General features: G+C 69.9%; 16 protein-coding genes and 4 pseudogenes. 14 read left to right on the forward strand and 6 right to left on the reverse strand.

All coding sequences use genetic code 11. The annotated features are described in order from the left end of the window. Window positions 1-25 precede the first annotated feature (25 nt). Entirely contained in the window at window positions 26-3,247 is a 3,222-nt protein-coding gene (locus ABZO29_RS44825; protein ID WP_367325940.1) for a GH25 family lysozyme, read from the forward strand. Window positions 3,248-3,613: 366 nt separating this feature from the next. On the opposite strand, the gene ABZO29_RS44830 is transcribed toward ABZO29_RS44825, so the two are convergent. After that, window positions 3,614-4,198, reverse strand: coding sequence for a TetR/AcrR family transcriptional regulator (locus ABZO29_RS44830; RefSeq protein ID WP_367325941.1), 585 nt, complete (start codon window positions 4,196-4,198; stop codon window positions 3,614-3,616). Window positions 4,199-4,251: 53 nt separating this feature from the next. Here ABZO29_RS44830 and ABZO29_RS44835 point away from each other — a divergent pair, with 53 nt between their 5' ends. After that, window positions 4,252-5,157 (forward strand): DUF2867 domain-containing protein, encoded by a 906-nt coding sequence (locus tag ABZO29_RS44835; protein ID WP_367325942.1) that lies wholly within the window; start codon window positions 4,252-4,254, stop codon window positions 5,155-5,157. Window positions 5,158-5,993: 836 nt separating this feature from the next. On the opposite strand, the gene ABZO29_RS44840 is transcribed toward ABZO29_RS44835, so the two are convergent. Both ABZO29_RS44840 and ABZO29_RS44845 read right to left on the reverse strand, forming a co-directional pair. After that, window positions 5,994-6,521, reverse strand: coding sequence for a hypothetical protein (locus ABZO29_RS44840; RefSeq protein WP_367325943.1), 528 nt, complete (start codon window positions 6,519-6,521; stop codon window positions 5,994-5,996). A gap of 225 nt (window positions 6,522-6,746) precedes the next feature. Next, on the reverse strand, window positions 6,747-7,220 hold the full coding sequence (locus ABZO29_RS44845; RefSeq protein WP_367325944.1) for a hypothetical protein: 474 nt from the start codon (window positions 7,218-7,220) through the stop codon (window positions 6,747-6,749). A gap of 150 nt (window positions 7,221-7,370) precedes the next feature. Here ABZO29_RS44845 and ABZO29_RS44850 point away from each other — a divergent pair. After that, window positions 7,371-7,781, forward strand: a pseudogene (locus ABZO29_RS44850) (transposase); the annotation flags it as partial. Window positions 7,782-8,074: 293 nt separating this feature from the next. On the opposite strand, the gene ABZO29_RS44855 reads toward ABZO29_RS44850, so the two are convergent. Then, a complete protein-coding gene (locus tag ABZO29_RS44855; protein WP_367325945.1) occupies window positions 8,075-9,307 on the reverse strand; it encodes a PP2C family protein-serine/threonine phosphatase in 1,233 nt (410 codons plus the stop codon). A gap of 380 nt (window positions 9,308-9,687) precedes the next feature. Between ABZO29_RS44855 and ABZO29_RS44860 the strand changes: the two are divergent. The 3 genes and pseudogenes from ABZO29_RS44860 to ABZO29_RS44870 all read left to right on the forward strand — a co-directional run bounded on the left by ABZO29_RS44860 (window position 9,688) and on the right by ABZO29_RS44870 (window position 11,667). Beyond that, a pseudogene (locus tag ABZO29_RS44860) lies at window positions 9,688-10,694 on the forward strand (transposase). Window positions 10,695-10,750: 56 nt separating this feature from the next. Continuing rightward, entirely contained in the window at window positions 10,751-11,299 is a 549-nt protein-coding gene (locus tag ABZO29_RS44865) for a helicase associated domain-containing protein (RefSeq protein WP_367326411.1), read from the forward strand. Next, window positions 11,296-11,667, forward strand: coding sequence for a hypothetical protein (locus ABZO29_RS44870; RefSeq protein ID WP_367325946.1), 372 nt, complete (start codon window positions 11,296-11,298; stop codon window positions 11,665-11,667). The genes ABZO29_RS44865 and ABZO29_RS44870 overlap by 4 nt, the downstream gene beginning before the upstream one ends. 35 nt (window positions 11,668-11,702) lie before the next feature. Here the strand turns inward: ABZO29_RS44870 and ABZO29_RS44875 are convergent, their stop codons facing one another. Further along, window positions 11,703-12,995, reverse strand: coding sequence for a helix-turn-helix domain-containing protein (locus ABZO29_RS44875; RefSeq protein WP_367325947.1), 1,293 nt, complete (start codon window positions 12,993-12,995; stop codon window positions 11,703-11,705). A gap of 186 nt (window positions 12,996-13,181) precedes the next feature. On the opposite strand from ABZO29_RS44875, the gene ABZO29_RS44880 reads away from it, so the two are divergent. From ABZO29_RS44880 to ABZO29_RS44915, 8 genes and pseudogenes are all read left to right on the forward strand, one after another. Then, on the forward strand, window positions 13,182-13,652 hold the full coding sequence (locus ABZO29_RS44880; protein ID WP_367325948.1) for a hypothetical protein: 471 nt from the start codon (window positions 13,182-13,184) through the stop codon (window positions 13,650-13,652). Between the two features lie 119 nt (window positions 13,653-13,771). Continuing rightward, the gene (locus tag ABZO29_RS44885; RefSeq protein WP_367325949.1) at window positions 13,772-14,464 is read left to right on the forward strand and encodes a class I SAM-dependent methyltransferase; all 693 of its coding nucleotides are present in this window, start codon (window positions 13,772-13,774) and stop codon (window positions 14,462-14,464) included. Between the two features lie 146 nt (window positions 14,465-14,610). Continuing rightward, on the forward strand, window positions 14,611-15,072 hold the full coding sequence (locus ABZO29_RS44890) for a hypothetical protein (RefSeq protein ID WP_367325950.1): 462 nt from the start codon (window positions 14,611-14,613) through the stop codon (window positions 15,070-15,072). After that, window positions 15,051-15,254 (forward strand): hypothetical protein, encoded by a 204-nt coding sequence (locus tag ABZO29_RS44895; protein WP_367325951.1) that lies wholly within the window; start codon window positions 15,051-15,053, stop codon window positions 15,252-15,254. The genes ABZO29_RS44890 and ABZO29_RS44895 overlap by 22 nt, the downstream gene beginning before the upstream one ends. A gap of 57 nt (window positions 15,255-15,311) precedes the next feature. Continuing rightward, window positions 15,312-16,968, forward strand: a pseudogene (locus ABZO29_RS44900) (IS1182 family transposase). A gap of 129 nt (window positions 16,969-17,097) precedes the next feature. Next, a complete protein-coding gene (locus ABZO29_RS44905) occupies window positions 17,098-17,904 on the forward strand; it encodes a hypothetical protein (RefSeq protein ID WP_367325952.1) in 807 nt (268 codons plus the stop codon). A 538-nt stretch (window positions 17,905-18,442) separates the two neighbouring features. Next, on the forward strand, window positions 18,443-18,565 hold the full coding sequence (locus ABZO29_RS44910) for a hypothetical protein (RefSeq protein WP_367325953.1): 123 nt from the start codon (window positions 18,443-18,445) through the stop codon (window positions 18,563-18,565). 256 nt (window positions 18,566-18,821) lie between these two features. Beyond that, the gene (locus tag ABZO29_RS44915) at window positions 18,822-19,097 is read left to right on the forward strand and encodes a hypothetical protein (protein ID WP_367325954.1); all 276 of its coding nucleotides are present in this window, start codon (window positions 18,822-18,824) and stop codon (window positions 19,095-19,097) included. A gap of 7 nt (window positions 19,098-19,104) precedes the next feature. On the opposite strand, the pseudogene ABZO29_RS44920 reads toward ABZO29_RS44915, so the two are convergent. Further along, window positions 19,105-19,293, reverse strand: a pseudogene (locus ABZO29_RS44920) (ISL3 family transposase); the annotation flags it as partial. Window positions 19,294-19,625: the final 332 nt, after the last annotated feature.

A 19,625-nucleotide genomic window follows, 5' to 3' on the forward strand; every position in this document is an offset into this window, starting at 1 on the left:
GACCGAGAACGAGGAGACGCCCGCCATGACCGCACGCACCCCAGTGGTGGTTCTCGACCCGGGCCACGGAGGCCACGCCGAGGAGGGCGCCTCCTCGCCCAACAACACCAGCGGGGGCGGCCTGCTGGAGAAGGACGTGAACCTCGACATTGCGCGCCGGGTGCGTGAACGGCTCGCGCACCGCGCCACCGTCTACCTCACCCGCGACAGCGACTCCAACCTGTCGCTCGCGGCCCGGGCGGGTTTCGCCCGGGCCATGGATGCAGACATCTTCGTCTCGTTGCACTGCAACGGGCACGTCGATCCCGCCCGGGACACGACCGAGGTCTACGTCCGGCGCGCCGGCGGTCCGCGCCAGGAGGCCTTCGGACGCGCCCTGCAACAGGCGGTCGGGCGGGTCACCGGGGCCGCGGAAGGGGGAGTGGTGGAGGCGGACCTCGGTGTGCTGCTCGCCGACCGGCACGCCCCGGCCACCCTGGCCGCGCTCGCGGAGCTGTTCGACCTGACCAATCCCGCCCGCGCCCGGCAGGCCGCAAGCGTTCCCTTCCTCGACCGGGTGGCGACGGCCGTGGCCGAGGCCATTGAGGCCCAGTTGCCTCCGACGGCCGCTCCCTCGAGCCGCGCGGCGGACGCACCAGCGGCCCGCACCCCGGATGCGTCTTCGGTCCGTACCCCGGAGGTGGAGCAGACCGTCGCGTCGCTGCGGTCACGAGGCGTGCCCGAGGGGGACATCGAAGCCTTCCTCGCCGAGCTGGCGGGCCCATCGACACCGACGGCGCTCGGACTGCCCCGCGCCCGCGCGCTCGACGACGGACGGTCCACGGTGGAACTTCCGCCCGTCCACCTCCTGGAGCGCTGGCAGGAGGAACTGGTCGCGGCCGCCCTCTCCGGCACCGTGCTCGGCCCGCTGCTCCCCGCCCTGCGCTCCGTCGCCGACACCTACGAAGTGACCATCGGCATCGGACCGAGCGTCGCGGGCGGGCTCGGGATCGGGGTGGGCGCCGAGGCCGGCGTGGTGATCGCGCCCGACCACCGGATCGGCTACTACGGCAATGTCTCCGCCCTGCTGGGAGCCGTCATGAGCATCTCGCTCACGATGTCGGCCACGGTCGTCTTCGGCGGACCCGAGGTCTTCTCCGGCTCGATGATCACGGCGGGCGCCACGGCCGACACCGGACTCGGCTTCGGAGTGGCCGCACACGTGCTCATCTCACCCAGCACCGGTGGCATGGTCGGCGTCGCGGGGGAGGTGGGCGTGACCGCCGGGCTCTCGCCCTTCGAGGCCTTCGCCCGCCTCCAGTACACCGTCACCACACTCGGCCGGCCGGCCGCCCTAGCGCTCGGCATCGACACACAGGTGGCGGAGGTGCTCGAGCACATCAAGTCCGAGGCGGCACGCCGTGCGGCCGCCGGCATAGCCATGCCGCCCGTCTCGAACTTCATGACCGTGCTGCGCGGCCGCTACCTGCCTTCGTACCTCGCCTCGCCGGCCGCGGAGGGCGGCAGGGCGGCCGCGGGGGCCATCGGGGCGCAGAACACCTCGGGGACGGTCACCGAGGTGTGCGGCGCGCCGGACCAGTGGGAGGACGCGACCCCGCAGTACAACGACAGCCCCATCCCGGCCTGGCTGCGCCTGCTTCCGGGAGTCGGCGACCTGCCGGACAACTTCGGTAGCGCCACCGAGATCATCACGGTTGCGAACCGCCGTACGCTGCCGTACATCGATCTGCCGTTCCTGATCGGCCGCCGGACCGTCGACGAACTCGACTGTACACACGGCCGCACCCTCGTGACCGAGGCCGATCTGCGGTCGAACAACGGCATCAACACGAGTCAGCTGATGCACTGGGCGACCGGGGTGCGCTTCGGCGCGGTCCCGCGCGATCTGCTCCGGGATCTCTTCATCGGCTACGAGTTGTGGCATCAGGAGCTCTGGGACGTCTTCGGACACGATCCGATCAACGACCTCATCGTCGAGGACGCCGGCCGGCATCTGGCAGGCCTGCTCCTGACTGGGGCCATTTCCACGGCGGACCTCGACGCCCGGGTGGCGGAGGGCTTCCGCCAGGCGCGCGCCTGGGTCGGGAGCCTGCTCGGCCGCCGTACCGCACAACTCGACGCCCAGATCACCGCCGCGGAAGCGCCGGCGTCGGTCATCCACTGGGTGGGACGGCGGATCGGACCGACCGATCCGCATCACCCGTATCCCTCGCCCAGCATTCGCCGGATGCTCGCAGACGGCCGGACCGTCGAGGAGGTGAAGCGGACCGGGCTGGTCGAGAACTACATCGCGGTCTACACGCTGGTCTTCGAGGCCGCCGTCACGCCTTCGGAGCTCACGACACTCCAGCGCCTGGCCGTGGACGGCGCCCTGGACGATGCGTTCCGCGCCGGGGCGCAGACCGGAAGCGGACGACCGGTCTCCCTGATCGGCGTGGAGAGTCCGGCCACGCTGTCCCGTTCCGCGCAGTCCCCGACGCCCCCTCCGGTGCCGGCCGCGCCCGGATCTCCGGCGAAGGTCGGGGTCTTCGGCCAGAAGCCGTGGGGCTACCTCTTCGTACCGGTCGCCGACACGGTGCCGGGCATCGACGTCTCCCACTACCAGGGGTCGATCGACTGGGCGCAGGTCGCGACCGCAGGCAAGGGCTTCGCCGTCATCAAGGCGACCGAGGGAGCCACCTGGCGGGACGCCTGGTTCGACAAGAACTGGGCCGGAGCCCTGGCTGCCGGAATCCCCCGTGGCGCCTACCACCTGCTCAAACGCCCCACGTCCAGCACGGCCGCCGCACAGGTGCACAACTTCCTGGACCACGTCACCCTGCGCACCGGCGATCTGCCACCGGCGCTGGACGTCGAGTACGACGACCTCGTGGAGATCATCACCGACCTGGGCGTCACGGATGCCTGGCGGCACATCTGGGAGTGGTGCGAGGGCGTCCGCGAGGCGACGGGCTACCGGCCGTTGCTCTACATGAGCAGGCGCGGGGTCGACGCACTCCAGGGAAACCTGGGCAGCTTGCCCGCCCTGGACCTTTGGCTCGCCGCGTATCGTGACGTGACCCAGGTGCCGCCGCTGCCGGAAGACAGAACCGGAAACCTGGCCTTCCCCCACTGGACGATCTGGCAGCACTCCGAGACCGGCAGGGTCGCCGGCATCGACAACGCCGTGGATCTCGATGTCTTCAATGGCAACGCGCAGGACTTCAGCACCTGGCTCACGAACGCGCAGCCCAGCGTTGCGACATAGCTTCTGTGGTCAGATCAGCGTGCCGTCCACGATCCGCAACCTCAATGGCCAATGCCGGCAAAGGGTTGGACGCGGGCCGACCTTGCTCAAGGGAGTAGGGCAAAGGAGCGGGATCCGACAGGGCGCTTTTCCGTAGGCGCCGCTGTCGCAGCTCGAAACCATGAGAGAGGCGATCGGATGCCTTGCGCGAGTATGCCGCGTACGGTGAAGTGTCCGTCGTCCAGACTGACCCAACTATCCAACTCGTCGCGCGCTCTACACCGCAGTCGCTTGGCCTCTTCCGATGACCCCGGCGGCGGAGCGGATGGCCGGACTGTTTACCGGCTGCGCAGGAACGACGACGGCCCGGACCCGAACTCGGGCCGGTCAGGGCTTGAGCAGTGCGGTCATCACGGCAGCCAGGTACGCGGGGTCGGTCGGCACGGAACCCGGGACGGCGTGGGCCAGTTGGGCATGGCCGACGTAGCTGGTGTAGGCGAGGATGCCGCGCCGACGGGCCTCGGACGGTGGGAAGTCGAGCAGTTCGAAGAGGTGGGCGAGGTAGCCGACCCGGCGCTCGGTGACGCGGGCGAGCGCCGCTGCGACCTCGGGGTGGTCAGCGGCGGCGAGCAGCCGCACCTCCAGGGGGTCCTCGGCGGCCGAGGCGGTCGCCCCGCGCAGGAGCGCGCCGAGCCGGGCGGCGGGGTCGGGTTCGGCGGCCTCCATGCTCTGGATGATCCGCTCGGTGGACAACTCCTCCCAGCGGGCGAGGGCCGCCGCCACGAGCGCGTCCCGGTTGGCGAAGTGCCAGTAAAAGCTGCCCTTGGTCGTTCCCAGGCGGGCCGCGAGCGGTTCCACGGCGACCCCTGCGAGGCCGCGTTCGGCGAGTGCGGCCAGGGCCGCGTCCGCCCAGTCGTCGGCGCTGAGGCGCTTGCGGGTGGGCCGTTTCTGGGGGGCGGGCTGCTCGTGCATATTTCCGTACGCTACCGTACGGTCGAACATACGCTCCCGTATGGAGGTGGGGTATGCGCGGCATGCGCACGCTACGCAACGTTCACGAGCGGATCGTCCAGGCTCCGGCCGAGGCCGTCGGCGCCCTCGTCGACCGGCTCTCCGCGCCGGACGACCCACTCTTCCCCACCCCGGTCTGGCCCGCGATGGTCCTCGACCGCCCCCTCGCCCTAGGCGCCGACGGCGGCCACGGCCGGATCCACTACCGGGTGACCGCCTACGAGCCCAGGCGGTCTGTCCGCTTCGACATGACCGAGGACGGCCTCGGCACCGGCTACCACCGGCTTGACGTCGAGCCCCTCGGCCCCGACCGCTGCCGGATCTCCCACGTCCTCGAAGTGACCATGACCGCGGGCAGATTCGCCTTCTTCAAGCTGGCGATCGAGCCGGTGCACGACACGATGGTCGAGGAGATCTTCGACAATGCCGAGCGGGCCGCCCTCGGCTCCCTGCCGCACCCGCCGGCCCGCCGACCGCGGCGAGCCCTGCTGGTCAACCGGCTGCTATGGGTCCGTCCGACCGGGTTGCCGGTCCCGACGAACGCCCGGCTGCTCCATGGCGCCTTCGAGCGGCCCGACTTCACCGACGCCTGGCGTATGCCGCTCGCCCCTGGCATGCCTCGTGACCCGCGGGCCTGGCGACACGTGCTGCCCTTCACCGAGCGGGGCACCGAGGACCACGAGCTCATGCTCGGCGAGGACGCGTCCCACCTGGACTTCCGCGCCTCGGTCTTGGTCGACGACGACTCTGTGACGCTGGCCACCGCCGTGCGGCTGCACAACACGCGCGGTCGGCTCTACTTCGCGGTGGTGCGCCGTGTCCACCCCTACATGGCCCGCCGCGCGCTCCGCCGGGCCCACCGCCGCGTCGCGTTCGCGGCGCGGCCTGCGGGGGAGCGGAACGCGTCGACCACCATTTAATACGCCCGTTCGACCGTCCGCGAACAGGTCCTGGAGCAGTGCCGTCTCCTGCACAGCACCAGGTCGGTGTCGGAGTCGCCGGACCGACTGGGGCTGGAAGTCCGACCTGGACGACGAACTACGCTCGTGGCTGCAGGAGTCGCACGACACGGTGGGTGTTCAGAGGGAACCGTGATGGCCGGATGCCGTCTGTTCACGGTTGGGTGAACGCCCATAGGCTCTGCGGCCTTCGCGTACTGGGGGGTCTCGTGAACGGTCTCCGTGCGGTCATCGTCGGCCTTGTGCTCGCCTGTGCCGCGGTGGTGTCACCGACCGCGGCCGTCACGCCCGCCGCGGCTGCGGCGCCCGTCGGCGCTGCCGGTACCGGCAGCGGGCCCGCCGATGACCGTGTCCGATCTCGCCGCCCGCGGGCCGGGCGAGGCGTGGGCGACCGGATACGAGCAAGCCGCCGATGGTCTGCGGCCGTTGCTGTACCGGTGGGACGGCACGGCGTGGAGCCGGGACACCACCCTCCCCGGCGCCGGTGAGCTGGGCTGGCTCGGAAAGGTGCAGTTCGTCGGCGAGGAGGTGTGGATCTTCCACAATCGGGCAGGGGCGGGGGAGATCCTGCGCCGGTCTGCGGGAGGGTGGAGTGCCGTCCCGCTGCCGCATACCCTGTGGACCTACCAGGACTTCACCGCCGTACCTGGTGCCGCGTGGGTGGTCACCGCGCCCGGCAGGGCGGGTGAGGCCCAGACGAGCCGGCAAGATCCACGCCGCGGCGAACAAGCGATCGCCACTCTCAAGACCTGGAAGATCTTGGTCAAGCTGCGCTGCTGCCCGCGTCGCGCCATCGGTCAAGGCCCGGGATCCGGCAGCGGCAGGAGGCGTTCGGCGATTCCCGCGCTTTGGACTGCGGACAGCTGCTCCAGATCCAGCGGCCTGCCGTCGAACTCGCGCCGGGCGGCCAGGCGCAGAGCCCATACCCCCTTTGCCATCCCGTCGGCGGCCGGACGGTAGTCGGGCCAGGCCAGAGGCATTCCCTGTGCTACGGCGTCGCGGATATCCAAGAGAGTGCGGAACGCGGCCTCGCTCGCGAGTACCATCTCCGGGGATCCTGTGACCAGCAATCGTTCCCGCGCAGGGTAGAGGCCGGAGTCCCGCATCGCCTCGGGGACACTGGTGTTGCCGTCCTGGTCGCCGACAGAGATGGCGTGCAGGGCGTCGTTGGCCCGCACAGTCGCCAAGACGAAACCGAGGTAGGCGTCGTAGCGCAACTTGGTGAGGACGGCGGCACGCTCCCGACGAGTCCTTATCAACTCCGCCAACAAGGATGCGGCGAGTGCGATGACCGCTCCGAGTATCACCGCCAGCAGTGAGATCATCTGCGACCTCTCCATTCGAGAGAAGCGACAAGGGCCGTTGTCGTCACTCACACCTGCTGCAGCTGCACGGTTCCAGCACCAAGGAACCGTGCTTGGATGGGCGGCCGTTGGTGCGTGCATCCCCCAAACGGGATGCACGAGGCCGGGCCGTCGGCGATGCCGTCGCGACGGTGGTGTCTCTGGCATCGGCGGCGTGGTCCTGGTGGGGCCTGTCCGGAGTCGTGATCACGCGTCATCGCCCCCGAGGTCTTCCCGTATCGCTCGTCTGAGCGATTGCAGGGCTACTTGGTAAGCCGTGCGATGCTGGAGGTAGGCGTCGTCCTCGTGGATGGCACCCTGCTCGATCTTGTCGCGGAGAAAGCGCAGGCAGTCGAACACGGCTTCGGAATGGGGGATCAGGGCTTCCGGAGCGGTGATCGTAATGAGGTTGTGGAGCTCATAGACTCCGCCCGTCTGAAACGCATCCCGCGCTTTGGTGGCTCTGTCACCTGGGGACAGCGTGGTGCTGTGTGCTGCCTCCCATAGGCCGTTTCGCGTACGTGCCAAGGCCGTAAGGTACTCAGCGTAGATCTCCCTGCGGGCGGCTTGTCGCCGGTCTTGACGGTCGCGTCGCCACCGTGCGCGATCGGCAAGTAGGGTCGAACTGATGCCGATCAGAGCACCGGTCAACGCGCTGACGGGAGAAGTCCAGTCCACCATCGCAGCGTACGGAAACACGGCACTATCCGTCTGCTCGTCTCGCAACGCCGCATGGACTCCAGTACCGCCCTGGGCCTTAGCCTCGATTCACCGGGTGATGGTCCGTCCAGTGTCCGGACATGAAAGTGGAGATCCGCCACCGCCGGCGAGCAGGGCGAGCTGTTCCCGGTCTGGCGCCACCACCCGTTCTTCACCGACAGCCCCTTCGAAACCCTCCAGGCCGAACGGCAGCACCGTCACCACGCGGTGATCGAACAGGTCATCGCCGACGGCAAAGCCGGGCCACTGGCCCACCTGCCGTCGGGGAAGTTCAACGCCAACGCCGCCTGGCTGACCCTGTGGGCCATGTCCTACAACCTGCTGCGGGCCGCAGGCACCCTGGCCTCGGTCTTCCACGCCAAGGCCACCACCACAACCCTCCGCAGCCACCTGGTCCACGTCCCCGCCCGGATAGCCCGCTCGGCCCGCCGCCTCACCCTGCACCTGCCCCGACGATGGCCCTGGCAGCACGCCTGGACCCAGTTGTTCGCCACTGTTCACGCCCCACCCGAGACGGCCTGACGTCCCAGACCACCCCGCCCATCAGGGCCCAACCGGAGCCGACTCGTGGAAAAGCTGGGCAGACCAGCGGCTACCTCCCGCCCACACCCAACCAACGGCTGAACAACCCGCCCCTCGACCGTCAGAAGCCGTATCTCAACCGAACATGATCGCTTGATTTCCGCTGGTCAGGCATGGTCTAGCTCGGAAAGGGGCAGGCAGGCGGCGTCTTGGTTCGGCTCCGCCAGACCACCGGCGTGAGTGGTTGCTGAGCGGGGACGAGGCGCCTGTGTCTCGGCTCCGGACGGGACGTGTCACAGGCGGATGATGACCAGGGCCGTGTCGTCGGTGGTGCCGGTGGGTGGGAGTAGGTCGGCCAGGAGGGCGTCGGCAAGGGCCTCGGGGCTGGCTTTGCCGTGGCGGACGAGGGAGTCGGCGAGGCGGGCCAGACCGACGCCGATGTCCTCGTCGCGGCGTTCGATCAGGCCGTCGGTGTAGAGGACCAGGGTGGCGCCCTCGGCGAAGGCCGTACTGGACTCCGGCCGGGGAACGTGTTCCGGGCGTGCACCGAGCGGCGGATCGGTCGCCTGGTCGAGGAAGGTCACCGTGCCGTCGGGGTGGAGCAGGGCGGGTGGTGGGTGGCCCGCGCTGCTGTACGTGAGGGTGTGGGTGTCCCAGTCGATGTAGGTCTTCACCACTGTGGTCGACTCTGCACCGGCGACATGACGGGCGTACAGCCCGAGGGCGTCCAGTGCCCGGGCCGGGCCGTCGGCGACACGGGCGGCCGCGCTCAGCGCGCTGCGCAGCTGTCCCATGACACCGGCCGCTTCCAGGCCGTGGCCGACGACGTCGCCGACAGCGACCGCGATGCGGTCGCCGGGCAGGTCGACCAGGTCGTACCAGTCGCCGCACACGTTCAGGGTGCCGACGGCGGGCCGGTAGCGGACGGCTGCCCGGTGGCGCCCGACCGGCATCGGGGCGGGAAGCATCGCCGCCTGCAGGGCCAGGGCGACCTCGCGTTCGCGCGCATGGGCCCGACGCAGGCGCTCGTTGACCTCCTGCAATTCGCGGGAGCGGGTGTAGAGCTCGGCCTCCAGCACGCGGGCCCGGCTGCTGTCGCTGCCCGTGCCGTCACGGGCACGGATGAGCTCGGTGACCTCCTCGACCCGGTGCACGATGAGCACGACCCGTCCGTCCGGGCCCAGCACGGGTGCGTTGACCGGGCTCCAGAAGTGCTCCACCCAATGCCCGGGCCGCTCGGAGTCCTCGATGTCGTAGCGCAGCAGCGCCATGGTGTCGCGCTCGCCGGTCGCCACCACGCGCAGCATCGACTCCCGTGTCTCCCGCATGCCGGCCGCGGCCGGGGCGTTCGGGTTCTCGGGGAAGACGTCGAAGATGTAGCGGCCCAGCAGTTGCTCGCGGGTGCGTCCGGCCAGCCGGAGGAAGTCCTCGTTGGCGTCGGCGTACACCAGGTCGGGGGTGAGCAGCGCCACCATGCCGGGCAGGGCGTGGAAGACCGCCGCGTAGTCGATCCGCGGTTCCCTCATGTGCTGCCCGCCTCGGCGCCGATCGTCACTGTGCGGTTCCACGATAGGAGTAGACGCGCCACATAGCCGGACTACTGCTCCCCGTATGCTCCGGTAGTCACCTGGGCGGCCCCGCCGTGAGCGTCACGACGGTGGAGCTGGCAACAAGCCAGCCGTCAGCCGCAGGCCCGCATCACCGGCCTCACACGGAGCAGCTGACTGAGACACACCGCGTCTGAGCTTGGCGTTTAACCTAGGCCGTTCACCTGACCCGCTGATCTTGGTTCGTTCCCGGGACAGCAGGGCGGCCGTTCTTCACGCTTCGAGGTGTCGAGCAACGTCGCGTGAAGGAACGGCCGCTGGTGAAGAGTCTCGCCGTTGAACAGTCCTCTGACGCCGCGTTGGGTGTCCTGTCCCATTTTCGTGTCCAGTTCTACGACTGCCTCTACACGCGGGCGGATGCGCTCTTCGAGCTCACCGACGCGGTGCTGTGCTCGGACGGCCCGGTGACGTCGCTGGTCGAGTTGACGCTCACGGCCGAGCAGCGGCGTGGGCACGGGGCGATGTACGACGCGGTCAACCACGGCTGGCTGGAACCGCGCCGCCTGCGCAGGCTGCTGGCTTCCACGCCGCTGCCGCGTGCCGCCGACGGGCGGATCGTGCTCGCGGTGGATGTGAGCCACTGGCTGCGTCCTGACGCCCCCACGAGCCCGGAGTTGCTGTTCTGCCACGTCTACGGGCGAGGCCGCAGCGCGGATCGGTTCATCCCCGGCTGGCCCTACTCCTTCGTCGCCGCGCTGGAGACGGGGCGCACGTCCTGGACGGCCGTGCTGGACGCGATCCGGCTGGGGCCGGCCGACGACGCCACGGCGGTGACCGCCGCCCAGCTGCGCGAGGTGGTCACGAGGCTGGTGCACGCCCGGCAGTGGCGGCCGGGCGATGCGGACATCCTCGTCGTGATGGACACCGGCTACGACGTCACCCGCCTCGCCTACGTCCTGGCCGACCTGCCCGTCGAGCTGGTCGGCCGGCTGCGCTCGGACCGGGTCATGCTCCGGGATGCCGGCCCGCGCCGCTCCACCCCTCGCGGCGGGCAGCCCCGCAAGCACGGCGGCGTCCACCTTCTCCAAGCCGGAATCCTGGCACACCCCCGACCAGGCCACGCCGCCCCTGGGAACGGCCCGCCGCGCCGCGCCGGCTCACCCCCGCCCGGGTCCGTCGGGGGTTCCGCCACCTCCGCGTGAAGACCGCCCGTCCCGCTGGCGTGCCCCAACCCTCCCGGCCCGGGCCAGGACGCCCACCCGGCTCGAAAAACCGCAGGCCAGCCCCACGTCACGAGCCTGGGAAGACCGTGAAACGAATCGAAACCCTCACCGAACACGTCCGCCTGAAAAAGCAGCGAGGATAAAGATCAAGCTAATTCGCCACCGCTGGCACTTCGACTTCACCGTCCACCCCGAACACATCGCCCGCGCCCTCGACCTCACCTCCTTTAACCCCCACGACACCGCCGTCTCCCGCGCTCGCCGCGCAGGCCTCGCGGCCGCCCATGCCTACCACGACGCCCACCACCACCTCGACGTCCCCGCCGACTACACCGACGCCCACGGCTACGCCCTGGGTACCTTCATCACCACCATGCGCGACGCCCGCACAGCCGGCCGCCTGGACACCGACTGGATCGCCGAACTCGACGCTCTGGGCATGGTCTGGGACAAGCACGATGCCGCCTGGCGCGCCCGGATCACCGCCGCCACCGACTACCACCGTGCCCACGGTCACCTTGCTGCGCCCGCCACCACTCCTCTCGGTGCCTGGCTCGCCGAACAACGCTCTGCGGCAGCACGCGCCGAACTCGCCCCGGCGCGCGTCGCCGACCTCGCGGCCATCGACCCGGACTGGCAACTGCCCCACGGCGCGGACTGGCACCGCAAGTACCTCTGCTGCGCACACATCTCGCCGCCGGCAACGACCCGGCCGCACTCGACCGTGACAGCGTTCTGGCATCGGTGAAGATCGGCAGCTGGCTGCATCGCCAACTCACCCGCTGGCGCACCCTCGCCCGCCCACAACAGAGTCTGCTGACCGCCATCGGTGTTACTCCGCAAAGCCACCCGCTCACCGCAGTCCGCCGCTCCCGCCGCACCTTCGCCCAGACCGTGCAGATCCTCGAGCTCTTCCTGCACCGCGAGGGCCGTGCCCCCACCGCCCGCGAGGAGATCACTGTTGACGGGGATCAGGTCAAGATCGGTGCCTGGCGCGCGAAAGCCCGTACGAAGCACCGTGCCAGTGAACTTCCCGCGCAGCATGCCACCCTGGTGGCGTCCTTGTTCACCGGAGACTGGACCGACGAAGACACATCGCCCGCGGCCCTCCCGTAAGACATGCAGAGGGCCCGGTCCCTTGACGTGGAGCGTCAGCTGGCCCGTGTCACGACTGTGTGCAGTTCGCGTACGCCGCTGGTGCGCGGGTGTCGCTCGGCGAGCTCGGTGACGATGTGGCGGATCGCGGGCCGGTCGCGGACCTCGCCGGGGCTGGCCCGGTAGGCGTCCAGCAGGGCGCGGGCGGTCTGTTCGGGGCGCTGCCAGGCCCACCAGGCGCGTGCCATGTCGGTGCCCAGGCGGGCCTTGCGCTCGGCGGTCGGGAACTGCTCGGGCCGTAGGTTCTTCCCGGTGTCCAGGGCGGCGCCGGCGTCGCCGAGTGCCCAGTGCACGCCGACCGCGTACAGGTCGACGGCGGCCGGGCTGATCGCGAACAGCCGGCCGGGTGGAGCGACCTGGGGCAGGCGGCGGGCGGCGCGGCGGGCCTCCTCGGTCATCGCCAGGGCCTCGCTGCGCTGCCCGGCTCGGGCGGCGGTGTAGGCCAGGGTGCAGAGCATCTGCGCGTAGGCGGCGACCGCGGCCTCGGTGCGCAGGCCGCTCGCCTCCAGGCCGTCGGTTGCCGAGGACATCAGGCGCTGAGCGGCGCCGTGTTGGTCCTGGTGGCGCAGCACGATGGCCAGTTCCCGTGCTGCGGCCGCGGCTGCGAGCGGGGAGCCGGAGATCTCGGCCCAGGTGCGGGCACGGTCCGCGGTGAGCCGGGCGCGGTCGTAGGAGCCGAGCTTGATGAGCACGGCGGAGGCGAGGCTGTACACGGCGGACAGCCGGGCCTGGTCGAGGTTGCGCCGGGAGGCAACGGGGTGGTGTGCGTCGGCGATGAGGCCGGGCAGGGCGGCCAGGAGCCGTGCGTGCGCGCCCTGGTCGTACAGTGCGCGGGCGCCCGTCAGACGGCCGTCCAGCGGCCCGGCACCGGACGGGGCGGGGGTGCCGGCCAGAGCGTCGTCCAGGCCCATCAGCAGGGCGGCCGGTCCGGCGGCCGCCGTGGCGGTAAGCAGCGTACGGCGGCGCATGGGGTCCTCCTCGGCGTCACGCTGACTGGCCGTCACTCTAGTGGCCGTCGTTGCCGTAGCGGGCGGTGGCGCGAGGGATGTCATGAGGACGTGTCCGGGCACGCCGACTTCCCGAGCGGCACGGTGCACCAGGGCCAGGTCGGTGATCCGGGTGCGGCGCTCCAGACGGGAGACGGTCGCGGGCGAGCAGCCGATCCGGTCAGCGAGCACGGCCAGCGTCCAGCAGTGGTTCTGGCGTCCGAGCCGGATGAGCGCGCCGGGGCGCCGCTGCGCGGCTAACTGCAGTGCTGTCGTGCTGTTCCAGAGCGGGTCAACGGGCACGCGTCCCTCCCACACCGCACAGACAGGGGCCTCCACGCTACGGGCGTCGGCCGGGCGCGTCGAGGCCGTTTGCACGACGCGCAAACGCCTTGCACAGATAGAGAGTTGATCACCGCGAAGCCGGTCGGCGCGGTGTGCTGGGTGCACCGCCCCGCGCCGCGGGGCACCGTCCATCGGAGGCACACCATGGCAGCCACCGCCGCTGTTGCATCCCCTCCGGCCGCCGACCCGGCGACCGGCCCGGTCCGCTGCGCGCGCGACGTCGTGCCGGCCGACCTGTGGGACAAGCAGGTCGGGCTCCTCATGCGGGACTACCCCTACGACTTGGTCATGGCCGCCCGGGTCCTTGGCCAGGGCTACGCCTATCTGCTGACCGCGATGAACCACCGGGGCGAGGGGCTGGGGCTGGCGCCCAGCAAGCTCGTCGACATCGGCGTCCACACGGTCATCCTGGACACCGTCGCGTACGCCGGACTGTGCGAGAAGTTCAACGACGGACAGTTCTTGCACCACGTGCCCAAGGTGGACATGAAGAACGATGGCTCCGTGATCAAGACGGCTCACATCGTCGCCGCCGACGGCTGGGAGGTCGACCTGCCGCTGTGGACGGACGCCGCCGACTGCGGCCCGTGCCACCCCGGCAACGACTCGCACTGACCGCCCTGCCGCTGCGAGCTTCCCGGGCCCCGGCCGCACGGCTGGGGCCCGACGGCCCGCCCGGGTGAGATTTCGGCGAACCGGCCCACGGCCCGGTTGCGGCCGCCAGGATGGTCCGGGTGACCACCAGCACCGCAGATCTCTGGCACCACTACGGCCGCGCCCGCGCCACCAGTGACCGCACCGTTCCCGACACCTTCCACTGGAGTTGGGGCCAGGACGCCGGGCCCGGCCCCGAGGTCCTCGGTGACCTGACCGGCCGCTGTGTGGGCGACCTCGGCGCCGGCACATCCCGGCACGCAGCACACCTGGTGGTCCATCATCAGGCCGCTCAGGTCATCGCCATCGACGCCTCGCCCGCCCAGCACGCCATGGCAACCGACCTCTACGCCCGCCTCGCGCCCCGTCTGCGCATCGTGCAGTCCGACGCGGTGCCCCACCTGCAGGCGATGACCGGCGTGTACGACGTGCTGTACAGCGTCTTCGGCGCGGTGGACTTCACCGACCCGCGCGAGCTGCTGCCCGCGGCGGCAGCCGCCCTCAAGCCGGGCGGACGCCTGGTGTTCGCAACCCTTGCCCACCACCTGAGCGGGGCACCTGCCCAGCCCGATGCCGCGGCTGCCGATATTCCGGCAAGGACACCGGACGGCGAAACCACCACGATGCGCCGCTGGGTCCTTCAAGAGCACGTGTGGACCAAGCTGCTCGACGAGGCCGGATTCACCAACATCACTGCCGACGTGCTGCCTGCGACCACCGGTGGGCCGCGCACTGCCGACACACTGCTGGTGGGCGCGTACCACCCGTCCTAGAACAGGGCCCAGCTCCGCCAGCGACCTGGAGCTGAACGAGGAGAACGTCGACCGCTTCCAGCAGTTCGTCCCGCACCGCCTCGCCTTGAACCGGGCCTCAGGTAGTGGGGTCTCGCGGGCGGCGAAGTGCGCTGCGTTCGTGCCGCATGGAAGACACCTCCCAGCTGCGTCAGGCCGTCCTTACCTGGCTTGAGCAGGCACGTGACCTGCCCTCGATACCTCAGGCCATCACCGATGTAGGACTGTCGACAGAGCCAGGTTTTTGGGCCGTGATCAACGCGGTGGTGAGCGCTGCGCCGAAATCCGAGCACCGCGACCTGTACGGCAAGGTCGACGGTGACTGGCTGCCCCGATGGTGCACGCTCTTGGGCGGATCGGGACTGGGCGACGCGACCCGTCTGGTGGCCCAGGGGGCGACGGTGCCGGTGGAAGAGGTCGCGGACAGCTTCGTCGCCTACTGCACAGCACCCGCGCCGGCAGTGGAGGACTGGCTGTTGCTAAGCGGCGACCTCCCAGAGGGAATACAGATCCCGTTGGGCCGCTACACGCTGCAGACCTTCACCGCCGACAAGCTGAAGCAGTTGGGATGCCCGCCCTCTACGACCTGAAGCCGGGAGGCATCGACCTGTCTCTCCTGGCCGGTGAACCGTTCGTCCACGCCCCCGACCCCAGCCGCACATCGGACCGCAACGGCGCGCCCTGGTTCGACTTCACCGGTCCACGACCGGAAGCCCGCCACTGGAGGACTTTGTTGGCGGATTCGGTGACCGCCCTTGGTGATCTTGTTTGATCGGGCAGTCTGATGGAGGTTCGGTTCCATCGTGCGGGGAGGCAAGGAGGGGCTGCGATGTCGCTGCGCCCTGTGCCTGCTCCGCCCGTCCCGGAGGCCACCGCGCGGGTGGCTCGCGCCGCATTCCGTAAGGGCTGTCTGGCCATGCGGATCCGGGATGAACTCGGTCCGCTGTTCGAGGACGAGCTGTTCGCTCGGGCATTTCCGCGTCGGGGTGGTCCAGCCTGGTCGCCGGGCCAGTTAGCGATGGTCAGTGTGCTGCAGTTCGCGGAGGGCCTGACGGACCGGCAGGCTGCCGACGCGGTGCGCGGGCGGATCGACGTCAAGTACGCGCTCGGCCTGGAGCTGGACGATCCCGGGTTCGACTTCTCCGTGCTCAGCGAGTTCCGGGACCGGCTGATGGCGCATGGCCTGGAGGAACTGGTCCTTGACCGGCTGCTGGAACGAGTGAGTGAGTTGGGGCTGCTGCGGGCGGGAGGCCGCCAGCGCACCGACTCCACGCACGTGCTGGCCCAGGTGCGGACGCTGAACCGGATGGAGTTCGTCGGCGAGAGCTTTGCGCGCCACACTGGAGACGCTGGCCGTCGCGGCGCCCGGCTGGCTCGGGCAGGTCGCCGCGCCACAGTGGTTCGAACGCTACGGCAAGCGCATCGATTCCTTCCGCTTTCCCAAGGGAGGCGACGCCCGGCAGCAGTGGGCGCTGGCCGTGGGAGAGGACGGATTCGCGCTGCTTGGGGCCGTCTACGCACCCGGCGCACCGGTCTGGCTGCGGGAGATCGAGGCGGTGCAGGTCCTGCGCAGTGCGTGGGTGCAGCAATATCACCGTGACGAGGAGGGGGTGCGCTGGCGGGAGGGCAAAGATCTCCCGCCAGGCAGATTGAGGCTGTCCAGCCCCTACGACACCGACACCCGGTACAGCGTCAAGCGCGGCGCGGGCTGGGACGGCTACAAGGTCCACTTCACGGAGTCCTGCGAGCCGGATGCCCCGCATCTGATCACGAACGTGGTCACCACCGACGCCACCGTTCCCGACGTGGAGATCACCGAGCCCGTTCACCACGCGCTGGCCGCGCGCGGCCTGCTGCCCGGCATCCACCTGGTCGACTCCGGCTACACCTCCGCCGCGCTGCTGGTCGCCGCCGCCGAGCAGGACATCGAGCTGATGGGACCGGTCTTCGCCGACACCACCGCCCAGGGCCGGGCCGGCGACGGCCTCGGACAGGACGCCTTCACCATCGACTGGCCGGCCCGCACGGTCACGTGCCCCCGCGGACAGCGCAGTGTCAGCTGGTCTGAGCAGTGCAAACCCACCGGCACCGAGATCATCCGGGTCCACTTCGCCAAGGCCGACTGCGACGCCTGCCCGGCGCGCGCGGCGTGCACCAGCGCCAAGAGCAAGTGGGGCCGCAGTCTGACCCTGCTCACTCAACCTCAGCAGCAGGCTCTTGAACAGCGCCGACGCGAACAGGGGACCGCTGAGTGGAGGACCGCCTACGGCACACGCGCCGGAGTTGAAGGCACCATCTCCCAGGCGGTCCGGGTGACGCGGACACGGACCACGCCCTACCGTGGGTTGCACAAAACCCACCTCGGTCATGTCCTGACCGGCGCCGGACTCAACCTCCACCGCCTCGACGCCTGGTGGACCGAAACTCCCATCGGCACCACCCGCATCAGCCGCTTCGCCCGTCTTGGCCTGGAACTGGCCGCCTGAACACCGAATCCGCCAACAAAGTCCTGGAGGGCTCTGCTGCCGCTGATCCTGTGGAGTGAGGACCTGCTGCACGTCGACGCGGTGTTCGACGTCGAGCGCGGCCGGTCCTTCGACCTGAACCGAAAGCAGGTGCCCACCACAATCCAGCTCTACGAGGACCACTACGGCAGCCCAGAAGAAGTCGAAGTCCGCGAGACAGGCAGCTTCTACGTCGCTCCAGCCGGTCTCCCGCGGCTGCAAGCCTTCTGTTCCGCAGTGACAGCAAAGATCGACGCCGTCATGGACGGCATCACCAGCGGCCGGAGCCTGCGCAGGAAGCGAGCCCGGCGCCTGGAGCGAGCCGCCAGTCACCTGCTGCAGGCCTACCAGCGCACCCACAGGGACGACGGTGTGTGGGAGCAAGAGGCCGACGAGCTGCACCTGGACTATGTCATCGCGCTGGAAGCCCTGATGGTCAGCCCCGACGACAAGCACGAGGGCATCAGCGAAAGGATCCGGACCCGGACAGCCGCTCTGTTCCCCAGCCCACTGCGCGAGCGCGTCGAGAACAGGGTGCAGAAGGCGTACAGCGCGCGCTCGAAACACGTACACGGAGGCCTGCTCGTAGACCAGGAGGAGACACAGAAGCAGGCCGAACTGCGTGAGCTCAGGCTCCTCATCCGGCAGGTCGCCCTACGCTGGCTCATCCTCACCCCCTGCGACACTCAAGACCTCGCACCTCGCCTTGACGCCGCAGCTGACTGCAGCAGCTGCGCACGCACCATTGACGAGCCCCTACGCGCCTTCTTCCAGGAATCACCGCCACAGGACGACATCCGCGCAGCGCCTCCTGTGCCATGCGGTGGAAACCGTCGTCGAGGAGACCGACCGCGGGGCCCGGTCGACCCCCGGCCTGGCGGCCCGGCCGACGGCGGAACCGCAGGCGATCGCCGGTAGGGTGCGGCGGTGCGCACGGTCGAGCTCCGGTTGGATGAGGCGGCAGAGCTAGCGGTTTGGGAGGCCTGGCGGCGGCTCGCGGCCGCGGCTGCCAGTCAGGCGTGCCACCGGTCACCGACCAACTGCCCGCACCTCACCCTGGCGGCCTGCCCGGAGTTGACCGCTCCGATTGGCTGGGAGCTCGCCGAGGTGGCCGCCGGCGCCGGACGGAACGAGCGCCGACGCCGCGCGCTGTCGCTGTGGGACGAGGACATGCGCAACCGGCATCAGCACGAGACGGACACCGGTCACCAACCGTCCGGCGGCGGCATGACCGGTGCGCAGCGCCGGGCCGAGATCCGCGCCCTCGCCGATCGCCTCGCCCTGGCCCCGCTGACCGCACCCAAGACCCACCAGATCCTGCTCACCGCCGCCCCCGCGGCAGGTCTCACCGCGGTCAAGGTGGGCGCCGCCTGGCGGGCGGCCTCCGGCTTTGCACACGGCCGCTACTGGCCCAACCTGCGCGCCTCCCAGCCTCGCGCGGCCATACCCGGAGCCGATGGGCGTCCACACCGTGGCTCTGGTCATCGACGAGGAACAGCACCGGCCGCTGGCCGAGTACTGCCGCATCATGCTGCGCCGGCCGCAGGAGCATTACCACGCCCGCGCCCAGGCCCGCTGACAGCGAGCAGGCATACCCCGGCCACTCACTTCGCTGTACTCACACGATCGGCCGGTCCCCGCAGGGAGGCCTGGCTCGTTGACGCGTGCAGCAGCGCAGCACGAGGGCCGCCGCGAAGCCCGGGACTACGGGCGCTGGTTCTGTCGGTAGTTGGTGGCTCTGGTCCACTTTCTGTGGATGCCTCACCGACAGTGATGTCAGTGGCATGTGGTGAGATGGCCGCGCTCTATCAGCCGCCTGGTGGGAGATCGTTCCGATGCCTGTGTACCCTTCGCTGACGCGTGCTCTGGCTGAGGCTTTGGTCGATGTCCTCTGGTTCGTTGAGGGGTGCGAGGACGAGCAGATGGATCCGGATGACGCGGTCAAGGTCTTGGAGGGTGTCGCTCATCTGGTGACTCAGCTGTCGAGTGATCAGCGAAGCGAGTTCATCGACCTACTCGGTTCGATGGCTGCAGAGGAGGCCGATCCTTCGCGCCGCGAGTTCTTGGAGGGCTTCCCTGATGGTTTTGGACTCGTTGAGGACGACTCGTGACCTGGTTCTATGCGTAGAGCAGGACGCGCTTGCGGAGGAGTTCGAAGCCCGCGCGACCGAACATCTGACGCTTGAGCATCTTGATCCGGTTGACGTGGCCTTCGACGACGCCGGAGTTCCAGGGTTGTGAGAGGCCGGCGATGACGGCGTCGGGGCCGCGTTCGAGATGCTGGGCGAATCGGCGGAGACTGGGCACTCGGCTATTGAGCGGAGCGACCAATGGCCGGGATCCTCTCTCCTAAATCGGGGTGGCAGTGCTGCGGCGGGAAATCTCGGCAGCGTAGTCAGCTCGGGTTGAACCAGCCTCCTTGGTCCACTTCTCGGCGCGGCTGATGTGAAGGCCCAGCAGGCGGCTGAGGACGACTGCGGGGAGCTCCGAGGAGAGCTCCATGAGTGTGGTGTTGCGGGCAGGACGTGCCTTGATGGGTCTTCGAAGTTGAGCGGTGCGCTGACTCGCTCTGCGGACGGGACGTCACAGTTCGTGTTGGGCCGGGGGCTCGGCCCTGGATGCAAGATGCCCGGGGGCGC

Origin of the sequence: Streptomyces sp. HUAS ZL42, from assembly GCF_040782645.1 — a bacterium.
In the GTDB taxonomy this organism is placed as follows: Bacteria; Actinomycetota; Actinomycetes; order Streptomycetales; family Streptomycetaceae; genus Streptomyces.